Raw genomic sequence first — 17,699 nt, forward strand, 5'->3', positions numbered from 1 at the left:
GATCCCGCGCGCACCGGCCCTTTCCTTTGAGCGGTGCAGCTACCTGCTGTTCTTCACCTTACTGAGTGCGGCGGCAAACATGGATGGCTGAAGCGGGGTGACCGTGAGCGACTTGACCTTGGCCGTGCCGCCTGCGGCAAAGAGGGCCACCTGACCGGCACCGGCACCCGGGAACACCTGGTCCGTAATAGTACGCAGGCCGTTCTGGGCAAAGACCTCCACCGACGCGCGGTCAACGTAGATCCGCAGGGTCACGTTGCCGCTTCCATCAACGGTCACCGGCGCCGAGTCCACCGACGTGAACAGTGGGTGGAAGCCCGTGTTGCCGGAATTGCTCCGGTCCACGTAGACCTCGCCGGTTGCTGCGTCGTAGCCGATCTCGGTGGACGTTGTTCCGTCTCCCAGCACCGTTATGCCGGACTTGGCTGCCGTTCCCGGGGCGAACGTGACATCGATCCTTTGGACATCGCCCGACGCCGCAGCCGGAAGCGGGTGGACGCCCGGTGCAATGCTGCGGGCAGCCTTCTCGCTGTAGGAAGATTTGGCGGCCAGCTTGTCCACCTGGCTTGCCGCCTTCTGGGTCAGCCGGGGCCCGTCGGCAGTCTGGGTGAGGCCCACTTCGCGGGGCAGCGACATCGCGCTGCGCCAAGGGGAAGTGGGGACGAGGTTGGCGTAATCCCAGTTGTTCATCCATCCGAGCATGACGCGCTTGTTCTGGGGCATGTTGCCGAAGGAAACCGAGGCGTAGTAGTCGCGGCCGTAGTCCAACCAGTCATAGCCCTGCAGCCGGGGCTTGGCCGGCCGTGCCGAAGCAATGAACTCATCGGCCAGGATGTGCCCCCAGCCGAAGCGGTTGTTGTCCACGATCCGGATGCTGGCTTGGCGGCCCCTGAACTCCGCGACGTTCCACGATGCCCAGTCCAGGACTTCGCTGTTGGTTCCCGTGGCGGACCGGACCACTTGCCCGTCCACCACGAGGTTGACTGTGGTCTCGTCCGAGCGTGGAACGGCCGCCTGGTCGGTCAGCATGACGTGGTCAAGGGTGAGGTGTCCCCACCCGCCGCCCGCCTGGTCCACGACCCTTAGCTGTGCGCTCCGGCCGGCGAACTCCGAAACGTCCCAGCCCTTCCAGTTGAGCGCGCCGGCGTTGTCTCCGCTGAGTGTTCTGACAACGTTGCCATCGATCAGGAGCTGGGCTTCCAGGACTTCCCCGGAGTCGGCGGCGCGTTGTCCGCCGCCGACGAGCATGCTCATGAAGTTTCGGGAGACGGTGAAGGCCGGGGACGTGAGGGTGCCCTGGCGGTCATCACCCGGGGCACCGCCCGCTTCGAAGGTGTTGATCCGTTTGGCCCCGATGAAGTAGTCGCCGCCTGCCGTGGCCGGCTGGAAGGCGGGCGCCAGGTCCGCCGCTCCGGTCCAGCCGGCGTCGCCCAGTGTGCTGCCGTCCGGAACCTCGAAGCCGTTGAACAGCAGGTCTCCGGCCGGGGCATTGTTGTCCAGCTTGTCCGAGGTGCGGGGATGCTGTCCGCCGCCCACGAGGAAGTTGATGTAGTCACTGCCGACCGTGAACTCCGGTGAACTCATGGAGCCAAGCGGCCAGTCGCCGTCGTTGAAGGAATTGACCAGCCCGGCCCCGGCATAGCCGGTGACCTGGTTCTGTCCTGCCAGTGCTCCGTGTGCCGGGGTGTCGGCAAACGGCCCGTTCTTCCAGTTTCCAGGTTCGTTGTTGACCGTCCAGCCGCCGTAACTTCCGTCGTTGAAACCCGCCAGCGGAGTTCCGGCCGGGAGGGAATCCACGGGGTCCGTGGTGTCCGAGGTGAACGTGGTTCCGTCAAAGTCACCGACGAAGTACTGCCCTGCAGAACCGCCCGCCACGCCGCCGGGATTGATGTTCACCACCATGACCCACTTGACGTTGTCCGGGTTTCCGTCCACGGCCAATGGAAAGAGGTCAGGGCATTCCCATAAGCCGCCAGTTGCGTTTGCCGGCCCGAAGGAGCTCAGCTCGGTCCAGTCTTTGAGGTTATCGGACTTGTACAGGAGCACCTTGTGGTCCAAGGCCTCCACGGCGGTCATCACCCAGTAGCCGCCGCCGTCCGGGGCGTCATACCAGAAGACCTTCGGGTCGCGGAAGTTGGCTGAGTTGCGGTTGAGGACAGGGTTCTGGCCGTACTTGGTCCAGGTCTGACCCTGGTCCAGGCTGTACGCCAGGGACTGCGCCTGCAGCCCGCGGTGCGGGGATGCGTCCTTGTAGGCGCTGGTAAAAATCGCCACCAGGGGAGGATTTGTCGCGGTGCCGAAGCCGGAGGAGTTGTTCTTGTCCACCACCACGCTGCCGGAGAAGATGTCCTGCTGGTCATCGGTGGGGATCGCCAACGGCTGCTCCTTCCAATGGGCCAGGTCAGTGGACGTCGCATGCCCCCAGGACATGTTCCCCCAGGTGTTCCCGGACGGGTTGTGCTGGTAGTAGAGGTGGTAGACGCCCTTGTAGAAGACCATCCCGTTGGGATCGTTCATCCAGTTCTTCTCCGGCGAGAAATGGACGGCCGGGCGGTACTGCTCTTCACCCGGAGTGGTGGCCGCTCCGGCTGGGATGGCCCCGGCCAAGGCGCCGCCAAAGGCCAGGCCTGCCAGTGCCACGGCGGTGACTGCCCGCAAGCCGATGGTTCGTGTTGTGTGCATAGTGCTGAGGTCGCCCTTCATCGCGCGTGCCTTTCCCAGAAAGACAACGTTGTCAGTGGAGGGAACGCTAAGTTAAGTCCACGAGACAAGTCAACGGACCGGTACGCGATAGGCCGGACACGGCACGGCAAAGCTCGGCGGGCAGCACCGTTCCGGGCCTTACTGGTCGCCGACGGGGCCCGGCCAGCCTATTCCGCAGCGCTGGTCCGGTACGAGGCGAGGAACGTGGCGATCCTGCGCACGGCTTCCTCAATGTCCTCGACGGCCGGAAGGATGACAAAGCGGAAATGGTCCGGCCGGGGCCAGTTGAACGCCGAACCGTGTGAGACCAGGATCTTTTGTTCGCGCAGCAGGTCAAGGACGAACTGTTCGTCGCTCTTGAAGGGGTAAAGCTCCGGGTCAAGGCGGGGAAACAGGTACATGGCCGCCGCCGCGGGCACACACGTGACGCCGGGAATGGAGGTGAGCAACTTATGGGCGCGGTCGCGCTGTTCGCGCAGCCTGCCGCCGGGCCGGATCAGGGCCCCGATGCTCTGGTAGCCGCCAAGGCAGGTCTGGATGGCGTGCTGCGCCGGCACGTTGGGGCACAGGCGCAGGGAGGCCAGCAGCTCCAGGCCTTCCCGGTAGGCCAGTGTTGCGGCGAGCGGACCGGTGACGGCCACCCAGCCGGCGCGGTACCCCGGCATCCGGTAGGCCTTGGAGAGTCCGCTGAAAGTCAGGACGCACACGTCTTCGGCCACCGAAGCGGTGTGGATATGCTGGGCGTCCTCGTACAGGATCTTTTCGTAGATTTCATCCGAGAACAGCACCAAATGGTGCTTGCGGGCCAACTCGGCAAACTGCTCCAGGATGTGCCGCGGGTAGACGGCACCCGTGGGGTTGTTTGGATTGATGATCACGATTGCCTTGGTGCGCTTGGTGATCTTTGATTCGACGTCGGCCATGTCCGGCCACCAGTGCTCGTCCTCATCGCACAGATAGTGCACCGGCTTGCCGCCGGTCAGGGTGACGGCGGCCGTCCACAGCGGGTAGTCGGGCGCAGGAATGAGGATCTCGTCGCCGTTTTCCATAAACGCCTGCAGGCACATGGAAATGAGCTCGCTCACGCCGTTGCCGATGAAGATGTCCTCGACGCCGATCTGCATCAGGCCCCTGGTCTGGTAGTACTGCGAGATGGCCGTGCGGGCCGAGAAGATGCCCTTGGAATCGCTGTAACCCTGCGCCCCGCGCAGGTGGTGGATCATGTCCACCACCACGGACTCGGGGGCCTCCAGGCCGAACGGCGCGGTGTCGCCAAGATTCATCTTGAGGATCCGGTGCCCTTCGGCTTCCATCTCCTTTGCTGCTTGGAGGATGGGCCCGCGGAGTTCGTAGCGGACATTCTGGAGTTTGCTGGAGTGCTGCATCGGACGCATGCTTGATCTTTTCACAGCGCTGGTCGCACGACGCCGTCGCGTAGTATTCCCAACCCTGCGACGTGGCGGGTTTACACTGTGGTCAGCGCCCTCGAAGCAGCCCGGGGGACACTTTTCTGTGCCGGGGGGACAGACCGATGAACCGCATCCAGGGGTCAAGCAGCCCGCTTCGAACGCTGCGGCGGGCGGCGGGGTCCAACGATGACCGATCGCCGGCCGAGGACGTGCCGCTGTCCGATGACGCGCCGCTGATCGAGGGGATCGACCGGATTTTCGGCGGGCTCGGAGCCCGTGGCCGTGTGGTGCTGAGCCAGCTGCCCCTTTCGGTCACCCTGTTCCTGGTTGTGGTCGCTGCCGCGATCTTCAGCCCGGCAACGCTGGCGAATGACACGTTCAGGCTTGCCCTGCTGGCGCATGTCATACTGTTCGGCCTCTGCCTGGCCGTTCCCTGGGGGAGGCTGCACCCCGAAGCATTCACGCTGATTCCCGTCCTCGACTGCGTGGCCATCGGACTTACGCGGCATGCCGGCGGCCCCAGCTTCAACATCCTGAGCCTGCTGCTGGTTTTCCCGGTGGTCTGGCTGTCCGTGGGCCGGCACCGGCACCGGGTTGTCCTGGCAGTCCTCGCGGCAGTGCTTAGCACCGTTGTCCCTGCCGCCGCCCTGGGATCGGACCCGGCGCAGGCTTCGATGATCCGGACCATCTTCCTGCCGCTGGTGATGGCGGCGATCGCGGTGACGGCCCACGTCGTGGCCGGCGCACTGTACAGGCAACGCCGGACACTGGTCCGCAAGGACCGTGACCTGGCTGCAACCCTTGCCGAGAGCGTGCAACGTCAGGGGTTGCTTGATGCCGTGCTTTCAACCGTTGATGTGGGTGTCTGGGTGGTGGACGAAAACGGCCAGGACGTGCTGACTAACAGGGCGATGCGGACCGACCCTTCGTTGGCCCGGCTGACCCGCGCCGCAGGGTCTGCGAAGCTCTTTCACGGCGACAGGACCACCCTTGTGCAGCCGGAGGGGTTCCCTGCCGCGCGGGCTTCCCGGGGTGAGGCGTTCACCCATGAGCTTTACTGGGCCGGCGAGGAAACGGAGCAACGGGCCTATTCCGTCAGCGGCCGCGCCATCCGGTCCCTGGACGGGACCAACACGGGGGCCGTCGTGACCTTCGCCGAGGTGACCGCCCTGATTAAGGCCCTGGCGGCCAAGGACAATTTCGTCGCCACGGTATCCCATGAGCTGCGCACGCCGCTGACATCAATACTCGGCTACCTGGAACTGGTCCTGGACGAACCCGGCCATGAGGACATAGCGCCTGAGCTGCGGATCGTGGAACGGAACGCCGGCAATCTTCTGGGCCTCGTGAATGATCTGATTGCCGTCGCGTCTGAAAGCGTGGAGCTCGTCCTGCGGGATACGGACATCGCAGATCTCCTCGCGGCAGCCGTGGCCGCCCACCAGGCGCGGGCTGCCCTTTGCGGGGTGGCGCTGGTGCTCGAGGCGGACCAACCGCTCACCGCCCGGGTGGACCCCGCCAGGATCCAGCAGGTGCTCGGCAACCTGATATCGAACGCCATGAAGTACTCACCGGACGGCGGAAGGATCACAGCCCGTGCCCGCAGGAACGGCAAGGAACTGGTCTGCTCGATCACCGACACAGGCATCGGCATGACGGAGGAGGACCAGGAACAGGCATTTACCAAGTTTTTCCGTTCGGCCCGGTCCCGCGATACTGCCATTCCGGGAGCAGGCCTTGGCCTTCCCATCAGCAAAACCATCATCGAAGGGCACGGCGGGTCGATCGGCCTCACCAGCGCACCGGGAGAGGGCACCACCGTGACCTTCACCCTTCCCGCTGACCCGCGCTAACTCCCGGACCAGCTGTTCGGACCAGCTGTTCGGATCAGCTGTTCCGGTGGAGCGCTTTCGCCAGGATGCCCAGTACTTCGTCGTCCACTTCCTCAACCGACGTCAGCCGCACCCTGCGGTCGAAGAATTCACCCGCCCGCACCTTGACGGGCTCGAGCCTGCCCTCAGCCGGGGCGTCCAGCCGGAGTGCGACGTCCACAGTGGTGTTGTTGGCACGCGTGACCTGGGCGAACTTCCGCCGTGGAGAGTGGAGGGACACGTAACCCTTGCGCATCTGGATCTCGACGCCCGCCGTTTCGGCAGCCCAGGCAAGGAACGCATCCGCAATGGGCCGCAGCGCGGGGTGGCTGGCATGGTCTGCCAGGTCTTCGCGGCGTTCTTCAGATCGGTCGGCTTGCCCATGCTCAGATCCTAATGCCGCCGGATGTTACGCGGTCCCCAAAAAGAATTTTGGGGACCGCGTAACTTTTCCGGAACCCGCAGCGATGTAAGGGGAGTGTGGACCGCGTCCGCACCGCTTGAGTGGCCGGATCAAACCTGGCCGTTACTGACACTGTTGTATATGTTTTCGGAGGGTTCCATGTCCTTGTTCACTGTTTTTGCCACTAGCAAGATTGCCGCGAGCGCATTGGCGGCCGGCACGCTGGCTGTCGGTGGCACCGGCGCAGCCGCATTCGCCGGAGCGCTTCCCTCCGACGTTCAGCAGAGCGCCCACGAGCTGCTCGGCGCCCCCGCCCCGCACTTCGGCGGCGTTTCCGAGACCGCCACGGCCGACGCCAACGCAGCGGCTTCCGCTTCCGCCACGCCGTCCGCTTCCGCCGATGCCGCCGCTGAGACCGACAACGCCAAGGCCGAAGCATCGGCAACCGCTGTTGGCCCGGACGCCACCGGCCCCGCCGCTTACGGCCTGTGCACCGCCTTCACCAAGGGTGGCCTGGCAGCATCCTCCACCGGTTTCGCATCGCTGGCCATCGCCGCTGAAGGCGAAGCCAACATCGACAGCTACTGCGCCGACGTAGTTGCCGCTGCCAAGTCCAACAGCCACAAGGTTGACGGTGCCGGCTCGGGCGACGCCGCAGCCGACGTCAACACCCCGAAGGTCCCGGAGGTTCCGGAAGCACCGGAACTGCCCACCCAGGCAGCCGTTCCCGCCGCACCGGAGGTCCCCGCCGAGGTCCCCGCCCAGCTCCCCGAGCTGCCCACCTCAGCTGGCCGTCCGTAACACAGCCGCCTATGGTGGATCGCGGGACTCCTTCGCTTTGGCAGGAGTCCCGCGGTGCAACATGCGCCAGTCCCCAGCCTTCCGGAACCCGGATATGTGACCACGCTGCGTGGCATGGAGGAGCCTGACGGTGCTCGACACTTTGGCAGATGAATACGTGCACACGGCCGGGGCCGACCCCGCCGTGCTGTTCACCCTTGTCTACCGAAAGTTCTCCGGCGCCGTACTCGGTTACCTGCGCGCCCGCGGCGTGGATGATCCGGAGGCGGTCACCCAGGACGTTTTCCTGGCCTTCTATCCGAAGCTTGACGGCCTGACCGGCGGACTCCAAGGCGCCAAGTCGCTCATCTTCTCAATCGCCCACGCCCGCATGGTGGACCACTACCGCCGCAACGAGCGCACACCGGTCCTCAGTCCTTATGAGTCAGACCTCGACGGACGAAGCTCCGCCTCGGCAGAGGAACTGGCGCTCGCAAAGGTTGATGGCGGAGGTGCCGGAGCCCTCCTCGAAGGACTAAGCCCGGACCACCAGGAAGTGCTTGCACTCAGGGTGGTCGCTGACCTCTCCGTGGAACAGGCCGCTGACGTCATGGGCAGGACTCCGGGAGCAGTCAAACAGTTGCATCGCCGGGCGCTCAGCGCCCTCAGGGAACGCGCCTTAATAGGAAGCCAGGCACATCATGAGTGACATCTCCTCATCCCGGGACCAGCGGATCATCGACGAACTGCTGGCCGAGGCCGGCATGGACGACGACGGCGAGCTTCGCCCCGTCCTGCTGGAACTGCGTGCCCTGGCAGCCGACAGCCCCCGTCCATCCGCAGCGGTGGAGGCGCTGATGGCACCGGCCGCCATGCTGGTAGCAGCCCCCGCCGCATCCGCCAGTCCCGAGTCAACCGCGCCGGCCATTTCCGCCGCCGCTGCATCCGCGGCCCCCACCGTCGATGAACTTGCCGCCCGACGCCGGCGCAAAAGCCGCCTTCCGCTCACAGCCATCACCGTCGCGGCGGCCCTGGCCGCAGGAGGCGCCGCCGCTGCTGCCTCGGATGAAAACTTCCGCCACACCCTGGGCAACGTCGGTCATGCGGTGACGTTCATCGTGGGGACCATGACGCCCGGCGCCGGAGGGAAGACTCCCGCCCAGCCCGCGCCGGATACCGGTGGAACAGTGCCCGGAACGCCCGCGCCTGCACCGACGTCACCGGCTCCATCCCCGGCGGACGGCGGATCAGTCCCCGGCGGGAGCACCCCCGCCGGTCCCGCCACACCCTCACCGGGTGCATCCGGCACCCCCGGAGTTACGCTGCCCGCAAAACCCGATCCCCGGAATCCGGGCACCATTCCGGGGCATGGCCAGTTGCCCACCGTGAAGCCGCTTCCGTCTCCTCCGGTGAGCCCCGACCCGTCCGGGCTGGTTCCCACGCCACCCGTTGAAGTGCCGACTCCCGAACTGCCCAGTCCGCCGCCGGGCCGCTAGCCACCCAGTCAACTAGCCACGCAGTCAGCGTGGATCCACGCTGACGCCGCGGGCTAGTATCCGCCGGCCGCGGTCTTCACCATCTCTCCTGCCGGGGTGACCAGATACCAGACGCCGTTGACGCCTTGGCCGGTGATGTCCCCGGCGGCCTTGTCCTGGATGTAGTAGTACACGGGAAGCCCGTTGATGGTGACCTGCTTTTTACCTTCCGGCGTCGCGATGGTTCCCACCGTTCCGGTTACGCCGTCAACTGCCGGTGAGTCCGATTCCGTGAGAACCGGCGGCCATGCCGCTATGCAGGCGCCCGTGCAGGCACTGGTGCCGGAGTCCTTGACGTCCTTGGTGAAAAAATAGACGCTCATGCCGTTGGCATCCACCACGATCTGGCCGGCACCGGATGATGCCGTCTTCAGGTCCGCCGCGCCCGCGGGGACCGGGGACGACGCCGGCGCGGAGGTTTCGGCAGGGGCGGAGCCCGACGTCGTTCCTCCCGCAGTAGTAGGCGTCGTTTCGGTGCCGCCGCCACAGGCGGTGAGAAGCACGGCCAGCGCCACAGCTGACAGCCCTGCGCCCAGTTGCTTTTTCATATCCAGCTCCTTGGATTCGTGCCGGCCAAAACGGTGGGGTCCGGCGCTATCCGGTACGACGTGCTTGGGCGGAGAATGGTTCACAGCGGCCGCTCCCTGAACCGTTTGCGCCGCGGCGGCGTCGTAACAGGGGACGGCGGGCGTTTGGCCTGCCGCAGCAGCACGAGGCAGCACACACAATGCAGGGCACCATCAAAACAGCGGGAGGGCCGCGGATGCCGCTCGATGAAGACGTCGTGGCAGCGATCTACCGCGAGCACGGGGCGGCCCTGCGGCGCTTTGTGCTGAGCGCCTCCCGCGATCCGCAACTGGCGGACGACGTTGTTCAGGAGACCGTGCTCCGCGTCTGGCAACTGGCTCCGGAGATTACCGGCAGCCTGCGGAGCTACCTCTTCCGCACTGCCCGGAACATTATGATCGACAACTACCGAAAGGCCCAGCGCCGTCCCATCGAGGCGACAGAGCGGGACGTGGCTGATCCGGCGGAAGCCAGCGAACGGGTTGACGAGTTGCTCAACCGCGTCCTGATGGAGGAGGCCCTGCTGCGGCTAAGCACCGAACACCGGGACGTCCTGGTGGCCCTGCACTACCGCCGCTGCACTGTTACGGAAACGGCCGTGGAGCTCAACATCCCTGCCGGGACAGTGAAGTCCCGCGCGTTCTACGCGGTGCGGGCGCTGCGGACCATCCTTGACGAAATGGGGGTGCAGCGGTGAGCGGCGCGGAAATGCACAAATTGTTGGGGGCATACCTGCTGGGCGGGCTGGAGCCGGCTGAAGCGACGCGCTTCGAACAGCACCTGACTTCGTGCGCGGACTGCCGCCGGGAGCTGGACGAACTCGCCAGCCTGCCGGCGCTGCTGGACTCCCTCCCTGTTGCCGACGCCGTCGCCCTCACGGGCACCGCCTCCGCGGCGCCGGCAACCCCGGGGACCGGCCGTGCGGAGGGCGGCGGCCTTCCCGCAACCGCCGCCGCCACTCCCGTGGAAGCCACCCCTGCGGGAGCCGCATCGTTGGGGGACGTAGCTCCCGCGGGGGACCCCGCCCGCCTGCTGGACGAGCTGGCGGTGCGCCGGCGGAAATCCCGACGGCGGTGGACGGCGTTCGTCGGGGCGGTGGCCGCCGCGTGCCTGGCGCTGGGAGTCCTGGCCGCTCCGCTGTTCAACCAGCCGCCGAAGCCGGACGCGAGCTATTCGGTGGAGGCCCCCGGCGGGCTGCAGGTCCAGCTTGCCCTGATGCGGAAGGCATGGGGGACCGAAGTCTCGTTCACGGGGACCAGCCTGCCCACCCAGGGAACGTTGTCGCTGTGGGTCAAAGGCCAGGACGGCACCGAGGACCGCGCCTGCAGCTGGTCCGCGACGCCCGGCGGCCGGTCCAGGATCACCGGCGCAACGCCCACCCAGATCGGCCGGATCAGCAGCGTGGAACTGCGTAACGAGGGGCAGCAGACAGTGGCGGTCATTTCCATGGTGGACGGCACATCCGGCGCCCATTGACGCGCTCCGTACCCGGTGGGACGCTGGGCACATGGTCCGCGGCAGGACCGGGCGTTTCGCCCGGATTCAGCCCTTCGGCATCGACAGGGTGGCAGCCGCCGTCGGTGGTGACCCCGACGTGCTCCGCATGGAAAACCTGGACACCGACATTGCGCCGCCGTCGTCGGCCATCATCGCCACCCGCGAAGCGGTGGGAGACAGGGCCGCCAACAGCTGGCTTCCCTTCACCGGGATGCTGGCCCTCCGGCAGGCCGTAGCGCACAGGCTCCGGCAGCAAACGGGATTTTCCTACGATCCCCGTACGGAAGTGGTGATCACTGGCGGTGCGCTCGCCGGAATGCTCAGCGTGCTCCTGGCCACGGTGGACAACGGGGACGAGGTGATCCTCACGGACCCCACCTACGCGGGAATGATCAACCGGGTCCGGCTGGCAGGGGCGGTGCCGGTGTTCGTACCCCTGATGGCCTCCGGCGGGCGCTGGCGGCTGGACCCGGCACGGCTGGCCGCGGCCGTTTCCTCCCGGACCCGCGCCATCCTGCTGATGAGCCCGTCCATGCCGTCCGGCCACGTGTTCAACGACGCCGAGTGGGGCGCCGTCCGTGACGCCTGCCAGCACGCGGACTGCTGGCTGTTGTACGACGCCGCCATGGACCGGATCCTGTTCGACGGCCTGCCCTACCGCCACCCGGCGTCGTTCCCCGAGCTGGCGCACCGCACCATCACCCTCGGTGGCGTCTCCAAGAACTACCGCATGATCGGCTGGCGCGTGGGCTGGGTGGCCGGGCCCGCAGAGGTCATGGGCGATGTGGCGCTCGCCGCGATCTACAACACCACGGTGGCAAGCGGCTTCGGCCAGGCCGGGGTCCTGGCCGCCCTGAACGACGGCGACGACGGAATCGCCGGGGCTGTCCATGAGTGGCAGTCGCGCCGGGACCTGGTTATCGCCGAGCTTGCCGGGCTTCCCATCGTTGTGCCCGAGGGCGGGTGGTCAATGCTGCTCGACGCCGAGGCGCTGGGGATGCGGGCGCCCGAACTGTCCCGGCGGCTCCTGGCGATGGGCCGGATCGCCGCTACCCCCATGACGGCGTGGGGCCAGGACGTGGCGCCGCGATACGTCCGGTTGGTCTACGCCACTGAACCGATGGACCGGCTGCAGGGAATCGGGGCACGCGTCCGGGCTGCCCTCGAGGGCTCTGAGCGGGATCACGGGGCTTAGGAGCGCAGGGTCCGGAACTCCGCCACGAGCTGCGGGTCCTCGCAGGCCCGGGCGAAGGCTTCGATGCGTTTTTCGATCTCGCGGCCCAGCAGCCAGCCGCCGATCCTCTCCGCCACGGGCCGCAGCCACGCCGGCCGGCAGGAAAAGGTGTACTTCCAGACTGCGCGGGTGCCGCCGTCGGCCGGGGTGAACCGCCACCCGCCGCCAAAGTTGCCGAAGAACCACGGGCCGGAGACCATGGTCATGCCTACGTTCCGGGGCGGCGCGTAGGAGACGTATTCGCTGACCATCACCAGCCCCATCTTCGAGACCGTGCGGGTGCGGACGCCCTTGCCGGCGGCCGGGGCGCCGTCCAGCCAGCCCTGGGCCGAAATGAAGGGATCCCATTTCAGCCGGAAGTCGCCGGTGGTCTGGGAGAACGCAAAGGCGGTCTCCGGATCGAGGCGGATGAAGCGTTCGGCGCGTACCTGGGGCATGCGTCCACCCTAGCCGGACGAACGAAGGCGGCTACATTTTGGCCAGTTTGGCCCGCATCATCGAATACACCCCGTAGCAGATCAAGCCGATTCCGGCGGCGGCCAGCAGGTACACCCCGAACGGCTGGTCTCGCAGGGCCTTCAACCCGCCGTCCAGCCCGGTGGATTCCTCCGGGTGCGCCCGGACGGTGGCAATGATAATCAGCAGGCCCACCAGCAGGAGCGCAAAGCCCTTCGCCACGTAGCCAACCACGCCCGAGACTGTGACAGCCGTGCGCGTGGGGCCCGGGGCAGGCATCCTGAGGTTCTTTTCGAACGACTTACGGACGCCCCGGATCCCGTACACAATCCCTGTGATGGCAACCGCGGCGCCGACGACGATCAGCAGCGCAACACCGCCGGGCGCCTTCATCAGTGCGATGGTGAAGTCGCTGGTGGACTGGCTGTTGTCCTTGCCCGTTCCGATGGCGAACGAGGCCAGCGTGACGGCGAACGCGGCGAAAACCACGGCCTGCCCGGCAGCCCTGAGCTTCCGGCCGATTTTCTCTTTTTTGGGCAGGTGGCTGTAATCGAAAATCGCGTCGCTGGCCTGCCAGATGGCCAGGGCCACGCAGGCGGCGAAGCTGCTCCACAACAGGATGGGCCCGGCCGGCTGGCTGGCCAGTTCCTGCACGGCACCACTGACATCCGCGTGGCCCTGCCCGCCCATGGCCAGCCGGATGGCGATGGAACCCACTAGGAAATGAAGGAGGCCGCTCACGGCGAATCCGGCGCGGGCCATGATCTCCATCGGCCGTGAATTGGTGACTTCTTCAGCCGTGCCGGCGGCTTCTCTCAGTTCTTTTTTGATGTCCGGTTCCTCGCGCAGTTCTCGTGGCCGCGGGCTTGTCCCGCCGTGGTGTTAAACGCCAATCGTGCCACGGGAACCGGATCCGGAACAGCTCCCTTTCCGGCAGCTTTTCGGCTGTCCCTTTCCGGCGCCGTGCACGCTGGACAGGGATCCCGCTGGGCCATATGGGGAGTGATGCCCATGGCGCGCCCTGTAGTGACATGGCACGATGTGGACCAGCCGCCACCCTCGCGACGGCACCATTCTCTGGGGAGACACACGATGACCTTTTACGGTGCTGACGTCAGTCAGCTTCGCGCCTTGGCCAAAGCCGCAGACAAGGCTGCGTCGCTGCTCAGCACCAGTGCTTCCTCGCTGCAGAGCCAGATTCTCGCAGCTCCCTGGAAGGGCAGCGACGGCGAGCGATTCCGGCAGGAATGGACGGGAAGCCACCGCCCGAGCCTGGAGCGGGTGGTGGCAAGCCTCCGGCAGAACTCCAAGGTCCTGCTGCAGCATGCCGCGGAGCAGGAAAAATCTTCGGAGGCCGGTTCGGGCGGCACGGATGCGGGGCAGGGCGGGCTTTTCGAGCAGATGAAGGACTGGTTGCAGGAAAAGCTGGAGGCCGCCCGCGAGGCCGCCGAGCACCGCGCGGACCTCCAGGACCAACTGGACAAGATGTCCGGAGCCAGCCCCGAAGAACAGGCCAAATGGTGGGACAGCCTCTCCGCGTCGGACAGGAAGTACCTTATCGAGGGGGAGGGCCCTGACGGTCCGCTGGCCAAGGACCTGATGGCCATGGACGGCGGGATCCCCGAGTCCGCGCAGGACCTGGCCCGGAAGCACCTGCTGGAGCTGGCCAAGGAGGACATTCCCGTCTATACGGAGACGGGCAAGGCGTCCATCGAGGCCCGCGTCCTCTGGGTCCACGGCGGCGCCGAGGTGGGCACCGAAGTGGAGGAAAACGCGGACGGCTCGGCCACTGTGAAGGTGTACGGCAACATGGGCCTGGGCGTGAACGACGCCACGGGGTCCGCCGGTGCCACGCTCACGGGCGAAGTGGCCCGCGAGTACACGTTCGACAGCGTCGAAGAGGCCATGGCTGCCCGCAACCAGATGTACGAGGACCTTCCGCCGGACAGCGTGGGCGAGATCAAGGACGTGGCCGGAAACCCGCCGGACTACATCCTGGACACCCTGAACGAGGCGGCCTCGGATAACGGCTCCAGCGGCCACGAGGACAAAGCCAAGGGATCGTTGAGCCTGGAGGCGGGGGCCGAGTCCACCGATGCCGCCGGTTCCGCGAAGCTGGAACTGGCCTATGAGAAGAACCTGACCGACGGAACGTCCAAGGGCAGCGTGGAGGTTTCCGCAGAAGGCAACCTGGACCTGGACGGGCGGACGTTCGAGGCCTCCGGCAAGGGCGGGCTGGAGCTCAACATGGACAAGGACAACAACATCAGTTCGGTGTCGCTGTCCATGGAGGGCACTGTGGCGCAGGGCGTCAAGGAAGGCATGGACGTCAAGGCGGCCAACATCGAATCCAGCGTCACGGCAGGTACCCAGGGCTCGGTTAAGATCGACATCGATTACACGCCGGAGAACAGCGCCTTGATCGACAGTTACATGAAGAACGTGGCCCTGGGGAACAATGGGGCAGCCGCCCAGGACGCCGCCAGGCTCTACGAGGCGGGCTCGGCCACCGTCCAGGTGAACACTGTGGTCACGGCGTCCAACGAGGCCGGATTCGACATCAAGGCCGGCGAGGTCAAGGTCAGCACGGAGAACCAGGTCACGACCAACGTCAGCACCTACCAGAAGGTTCCGAACGACACCAAGCTGTCCCGGCTGTAAGTCCGCCGCCTGCCCATAAACGCCGCCTTCCCAACAAAATTGCGTTACCGCTGAAGGAGCAACCACCAGCCATGACAGTTCACATCGAATCCCCGCTCGGTTTCACGGCGGACTTCCCCGACCACACCCTGGTCCTGGACGACTCCACCGCGGGTCCTAACACCGAGCAGTACGGTCTGCTGGGGGACGTCCTGGTCACGGTCATCACGGATGACGCCTCCGTTGAGGGCCCGGCCCAAGCCAACGGCTGGGCACACCTGATGGCAAGCCATTACCTTGACGAGCGCGGCGGAAACCTGCTGACCGAGGGCGAACTGAACCTTCCCGGCAAAGCCGCGTACGCCGTCGTCGTCGGTTATGACGATGCGCGGGGCGACGCGAAAGCGGCCGCCACCGTGGGGGTATGGGAAAAGGGCCGCTTCATCGGCGTGGTGGTCATCTGGCCGTACGTTGACCCGCAGCTCGAGCCGCGGCTCGGGCTGCTCAAAGACGTGGTCGGCGCCATCCAGGTGAGCTGACGCCCTTGCTTAGCCGAAGGTGAACCAGGTCCCGGCAACGCCGGCCCACGTCCAGAGGCCGCCCGTCAGGTTGAATGCGGTGAACGCCAGGCCAAGCAGCCCCGTAATCCGCCCGGCGCTCATCCGGGCCGACCGTTTGATGGCCACGATTCCCGTAATGACCGAGGTCAGGACCAGCCCCGCCAGCATGCCCGCCAGGACAATGAGCATGACCCAGTACCCGCTGGTGTCCCGCACGGGGACGTTGGCCAGGAGGGGTTCGGCGGCGGCCATGATGAACGTGGACAGGCTGAACATGGCCGCAACCGGTGCCAGCACGGCGGACGCCAGGCTGATAATGCCGGCCGCCAGCCCGCGGGAGTCAGCGGAGCGGCGCTGCTGGGTCGCGGGCTGTGCGGAAGCCATGCTGCATCATAGCCGCCGGTAGCACAGATCGAAGATGAGGCGGCCGGCCTCGTGGGCCTTGTTTTCGAAACTCGTCCGGATGCGCCCCTCGAACCGCGGTGCCCAGCCGCCGGTCTCGTCCACGCCCTCGTTCGGGCCCGTGTGTTCGGTGCTGACCGGGGCGCGGCCCTCCTTGACGGGCGCGCCGCCCACCAGGGACTCGACCCCAGACTGCCACACCTGGGTGAGGGGGCTTTCGGGGCCCCTGCGCTCGCCGTCGTGCAGGTTCACGAAGTCGGCCGAGCCGGCCATGACATCGCGGACGTGCACCGCGTAGTTGGACCAGTCCGTGGCCACACGGAACAGGCCGCCGGGTTTGAGCGCCGTGGCAACGAGCGCGGCGAACTCGGGCTGGATCAGGCGGCGCTTGTGGTGGCGGGATTTGTGCCACGGGTCGGGGAAGAAGACCCAGACCTCGCTGACGGACCCCGCCGGTAGCATGGTGGCCAACACCTCCGGCGCGTTGGCCTCGACCACGCGGACGTTGCTGAGCTTGCGGCTGTTGATCTTGATCATGGTGTTGGCCAGGCCCGGGGTGTAGACCTCCACGGCCAGGAAGTCCCAGCCCGGGTTCTCCTCGGCGGCGTGGCAGACGGCGTCGCCCAGGCCCGACCCGATCTCCACGATCAGGGGCGCCGTACGGCCGAACTCTGCCGCGGCGTCGAAGACGTAGTCCGGGTGCACGGAGGTGTTGGCGATGTGCCGCGGAACGTCAACCGCCCAGCGGTCCGAGTGCTCCTCCCAGGCCAGCTGCCGGCGGCCCTGCAGGCGGGTTCCGCGGCGCACAAAGCTGACGGGCCGGCCGCCGTAGGTGCCGAACGAAGCCTGCGTGCCGGGGGTCACCGGGCGGGCTGCCTGCTGCTGTTCCGGAGCGGCGTCCGGCGACGGGGCAGATTCCGGTGCTGCTTCCGGCGTCTGCGCGTGCGTCGGGTCGGGGGTTTCTGGGGATTCACTCATCATTTCCAGAATAGTGGAGATCGTCAGGGGAGCCGGGCCCGCGGCCCCTGGGCCGGCCTGGGGCCTGAGCCGGCCCGGGGCGGGGACCGGCGCGGTCAGAACAGAATCATGAAATCCCCGTTCCGGAGTACCAGCGCCATGGCGGCGGCCACTTGCAGCCCGGAGATCCACAGGCTGGCGGCGGCGGCCGTCCAGCTGTTAGATCCGGGCGGGGATCCCCGGACTGCAGCGACGCCCAAAGACACTGCCAGCAGTCCAAAAATCATCGGGAGGCTCCACAGGACCAGCGGGGCAACCCACATCAGAGAACCGGTGCCTTCATCAGGCCTCGTAAACAGTGCCGTCAAGAGGCTGATGGGGGCGGTTACGATCATGCTCGCGGGCGCGATGAGACTAAAAGCCAGGCTGGTGGTGCCTGCACCATCGCCGCCGCGGCGCCGTGGCTGGGCGGGCGGCTGGGCGGGCGGCGGACCAGGCGGTGACCCGGCAGGTGAAACGTTCGGTTGCGGAAAGCTCATGGTTCCCCCTGTGCCGGATATGCGGGTCCTGTGGCGCAGGACGTGGTCAGTCCAGACTAGGGACGCCCGGCCGGGGCCGCAGCCGGGATTCGGCCCTATGTGGATAACTCCTGCGAGAATGGGCCGGTGACCGAAGCCAACAACGC

Annotated in this window: 18 protein-coding genes; 9 read left to right on the forward strand and 9 right to left on the reverse strand. The window is 66.7% G+C overall.

Going from position 1 to position 17,699, the window contains the following annotated elements; all coding sequences use genetic code 11:
• Positions 1-39: 39 nt before the first annotated feature.
• Complete coding sequence (locus tag AB0N24_RS11480) at positions 40-2,682, reverse strand: GH32 C-terminal domain-containing protein (RefSeq protein ID WP_364123875.1); 2,643 nt, start codon at positions 2,680-2,682, stop codon at positions 40-42.
• A 188-nt stretch (positions 2,683-2,870) separates the two neighbouring features.
• Positions 2,871-4,097: a pyridoxal phosphate-dependent aminotransferase gene (locus AB0N24_RS11485; RefSeq protein WP_364123877.1), complete on the reverse strand. Its 1,227-nt coding sequence runs from the start codon at positions 4,095-4,097 to the stop codon at positions 2,871-2,873.
• Positions 4,098-4,234: 137 nt separating this feature from the next.
• On the opposite strand from AB0N24_RS11485, the gene AB0N24_RS11490 reads away from it, so the two are divergent.
• Positions 4,235-5,965 carry an ATP-binding protein gene (locus AB0N24_RS11490; protein WP_364123879.1) on the forward strand — a complete coding sequence of 577 codons (1,731 nt, stop codon included), beginning with the start codon at positions 4,235-4,237 and terminating at the stop codon, positions 5,963-5,965.
• Positions 5,966-5,999: 34 nt separating this feature from the next.
• Here AB0N24_RS11490 and AB0N24_RS11495 read toward each other — a convergent pair whose 3' ends face one another.
• Entirely contained in the window at positions 6,000-6,329 is a 330-nt protein-coding gene (locus AB0N24_RS11495) for a DUF5655 domain-containing protein (RefSeq protein ID WP_364124082.1), read from the reverse strand.
• 216 nt (positions 6,330-6,545) lie between these two features.
• On the opposite strand from AB0N24_RS11495, the gene AB0N24_RS11500 reads away from it, so the two are divergent.
• From AB0N24_RS11500 to AB0N24_RS11510, 3 genes are all read left to right on the forward strand, one after another.
• The gene (locus tag AB0N24_RS11500; RefSeq protein ID WP_364123881.1) at positions 6,546-7,187 is read left to right on the forward strand and encodes a protein tyrosine phosphatase; all 642 of its coding nucleotides are present in this window, start codon (positions 6,546-6,548) and stop codon (positions 7,185-7,187) included.
• Positions 7,188-7,317: 130 nt separating this feature from the next.
• Positions 7,318-7,875 carry a sigma-70 family RNA polymerase sigma factor gene (locus tag AB0N24_RS11505; RefSeq protein WP_214949683.1) on the forward strand — a complete coding sequence of 186 codons (558 nt, stop codon included), beginning with the start codon at positions 7,318-7,320 and terminating at the stop codon, positions 7,873-7,875.
• Positions 7,868-8,662 (forward strand): hypothetical protein, encoded by a 795-nt coding sequence (locus AB0N24_RS11510; protein WP_364123883.1) that lies wholly within the window; start codon positions 7,868-7,870, stop codon positions 8,660-8,662. Before AB0N24_RS11505 ends, AB0N24_RS11510 begins: the two co-directional genes overlap by 8 nt.
• A gap of 53 nt (positions 8,663-8,715) precedes the next feature.
• On the opposite strand, the gene AB0N24_RS11515 is transcribed toward AB0N24_RS11510, so the two are convergent.
• Positions 8,716-9,249 carry a hypothetical protein gene (locus AB0N24_RS11515; protein ID WP_364123885.1) on the reverse strand — a complete coding sequence of 178 codons (534 nt, stop codon included), beginning with the start codon at positions 9,247-9,249 and terminating at the stop codon, positions 8,716-8,718.
• 215 nt (positions 9,250-9,464) lie between these two features.
• On the opposite strand from AB0N24_RS11515, the gene AB0N24_RS11520 reads away from it, so the two are divergent.
• From AB0N24_RS11520 to AB0N24_RS11530, 3 genes are read left to right on the forward strand one after another with little or no spacing between them, the layout of a single operon-like run.
• Positions 9,465-9,965 (forward strand): sigma-70 family RNA polymerase sigma factor, encoded by a 501-nt coding sequence (locus AB0N24_RS11520; protein ID WP_364123887.1) that lies wholly within the window; start codon positions 9,465-9,467, stop codon positions 9,963-9,965.
• On the forward strand, positions 9,962-10,744 hold the full coding sequence (locus AB0N24_RS11525; RefSeq protein ID WP_364123889.1) for a zf-HC2 domain-containing protein: 783 nt from the start codon (positions 9,962-9,964) through the stop codon (positions 10,742-10,744). The genes AB0N24_RS11520 and AB0N24_RS11525 overlap by 4 nt, the downstream gene beginning before the upstream one ends.
• Positions 10,745-10,775: 31 nt before the next feature.
• Positions 10,776-11,960, forward strand: coding sequence for a pyridoxal phosphate-dependent aminotransferase (locus AB0N24_RS11530; RefSeq protein WP_364123891.1), 1,185 nt, complete (start codon positions 10,776-10,778; stop codon positions 11,958-11,960).
• Here AB0N24_RS11530 and AB0N24_RS11535 read toward each other — a convergent pair.
• Entirely contained in the window at positions 11,957-12,436 is a 480-nt protein-coding gene (locus AB0N24_RS11535; protein ID WP_364123893.1) for an SRPBCC family protein, read from the reverse strand. The genes AB0N24_RS11530 and AB0N24_RS11535 overlap by 4 nt on opposite strands.
• 31 nt (positions 12,437-12,467) lie before the next feature.
• Positions 12,468-13,226, reverse strand: a complete 759-nt coding sequence (locus AB0N24_RS11540; RefSeq protein WP_364123895.1) for a DUF1206 domain-containing protein — start codon at positions 13,224-13,226, stop codon at positions 12,468-12,470.
• Positions 13,227-13,547: 321 nt separating this feature from the next.
• On the opposite strand from AB0N24_RS11540, the gene AB0N24_RS11545 reads away from it, so the two are divergent.
• Both AB0N24_RS11545 and AB0N24_RS11550 read left to right on the forward strand, forming a co-directional pair.
• Entirely contained in the window at positions 13,548-15,116 is a 1,569-nt protein-coding gene (locus AB0N24_RS11545) for a hypothetical protein (protein WP_364123897.1), read from the forward strand.
• A 71-nt stretch (positions 15,117-15,187) separates the two neighbouring features.
• Positions 15,188-15,634, forward strand: a complete 447-nt coding sequence (locus tag AB0N24_RS11550; protein ID WP_364123899.1) for a hypothetical protein — start codon at positions 15,188-15,190, stop codon at positions 15,632-15,634.
• Positions 15,635-15,643: 9 nt separating this feature from the next.
• Here the strand turns inward: AB0N24_RS11550 and AB0N24_RS11555 are convergent, their stop codons facing one another.
• The 3 genes from AB0N24_RS11555 to AB0N24_RS11565 all read right to left on the reverse strand — a co-directional run bounded on the left by AB0N24_RS11555 (position 15,644) and on the right by AB0N24_RS11565 (position 17,553).
• Positions 15,644-16,039: a hypothetical protein gene (locus tag AB0N24_RS11555; RefSeq protein WP_364123901.1), complete on the reverse strand. Its 396-nt coding sequence runs from the start codon at positions 16,037-16,039 to the stop codon at positions 15,644-15,646.
• A 6-nt stretch (positions 16,040-16,045) separates the two neighbouring features.
• A complete protein-coding gene (gene trmB / locus AB0N24_RS11560; RefSeq protein WP_364123903.1) occupies positions 16,046-17,035 on the reverse strand; it encodes a tRNA (guanosine(46)-N7)-methyltransferase TrmB in 990 nt (329 codons plus the stop codon).
• Between the two features lie 95 nt (positions 17,036-17,130).
• Positions 17,131-17,553 (reverse strand): hypothetical protein, encoded by a 423-nt coding sequence (locus tag AB0N24_RS11565; protein WP_364123905.1) that lies wholly within the window; start codon positions 17,551-17,553, stop codon positions 17,131-17,133.
• Between the last annotated feature and the right edge of the window lie 146 nt (positions 17,554-17,699).

Origin of the sequence: Arthrobacter sp. NPDC093128, from assembly GCF_040683875.1 — a bacterium.
GTDB lineage: Bacteria > Actinomycetota > Actinomycetes > Actinomycetales > Micrococcaceae > Arthrobacter.

Bases quoted from the DNA above. Each gene is read 5' to 3' on its own strand.
- AB0N24_RS11480 (WP_364123875.1), bottom strand. From the start codon at position 2,682: ATGCACACAACACGAACCATCGGCTTGCGGGCAGTCACCGCCGTGGCA.
- AB0N24_RS11485 (WP_364123877.1), bottom strand. From the start codon at position 4,097: ATGCGTCCGATGCAGCACTCCAGCAAACTCCAGAATGTCCGCTACGAA.
- AB0N24_RS11490 (WP_364123879.1), top strand. From the start codon at position 4,235: ATGAACCGCATCCAGGGGTCAAGCAGCCCGCTTCGAACGCTGCGGCGG.
- AB0N24_RS11500 (WP_364123881.1), top strand. From the start codon at position 6,546: ATGTCCTTGTTCACTGTTTTTGCCACTAGCAAGATTGCCGCGAGCGCA.
- AB0N24_RS11510 (WP_364123883.1), top strand. From the start codon at position 7,868: ATGAGTGACATCTCCTCATCCCGGGACCAGCGGATCATCGACGAACTG.
- AB0N24_RS11515 (WP_364123885.1), bottom strand. From the start codon at position 9,249: ATGAAAAAGCAACTGGGCGCAGGGCTGTCAGCTGTGGCGCTGGCCGTG.
- AB0N24_RS11520 (WP_364123887.1), top strand. From the start codon at position 9,465: ATGCCGCTCGATGAAGACGTCGTGGCAGCGATCTACCGCGAGCACGGG.
- AB0N24_RS11530 (WP_364123891.1), top strand. From the start codon at position 10,776: ATGGTCCGCGGCAGGACCGGGCGTTTCGCCCGGATTCAGCCCTTCGGC.
- AB0N24_RS11535 (WP_364123893.1), bottom strand. From the start codon at position 12,436: ATGCCCCAGGTACGCGCCGAACGCTTCATCCGCCTCGATCCGGAGACC.
- AB0N24_RS11540 (WP_364123895.1), bottom strand. From the start codon at position 13,226: ATGGAGATCATGGCCCGCGCCGGATTCGCCGTGAGCGGCCTCCTTCAT.
- AB0N24_RS11545 (WP_364123897.1), top strand. From the start codon at position 13,548: ATGACCTTTTACGGTGCTGACGTCAGTCAGCTTCGCGCCTTGGCCAAA.
- AB0N24_RS11550 (WP_364123899.1), top strand. From the start codon at position 15,188: ATGACAGTTCACATCGAATCCCCGCTCGGTTTCACGGCGGACTTCCCC.
- AB0N24_RS11555 (WP_364123901.1), bottom strand. From the start codon at position 16,039: ATGGCTTCCGCACAGCCCGCGACCCAGCAGCGCCGCTCCGCTGACTCC.
- trmB (WP_364123903.1), bottom strand. From the start codon at position 17,035: ATGAGTGAATCCCCAGAAACCCCCGACCCGACGCACGCGCAGACGCCG.
- AB0N24_RS11565 (WP_364123905.1), bottom strand. From the start codon at position 17,553: ATGAGCTTTCCGCAACCGAACGTTTCACCTGCCGGGTCACCGCCTGGT.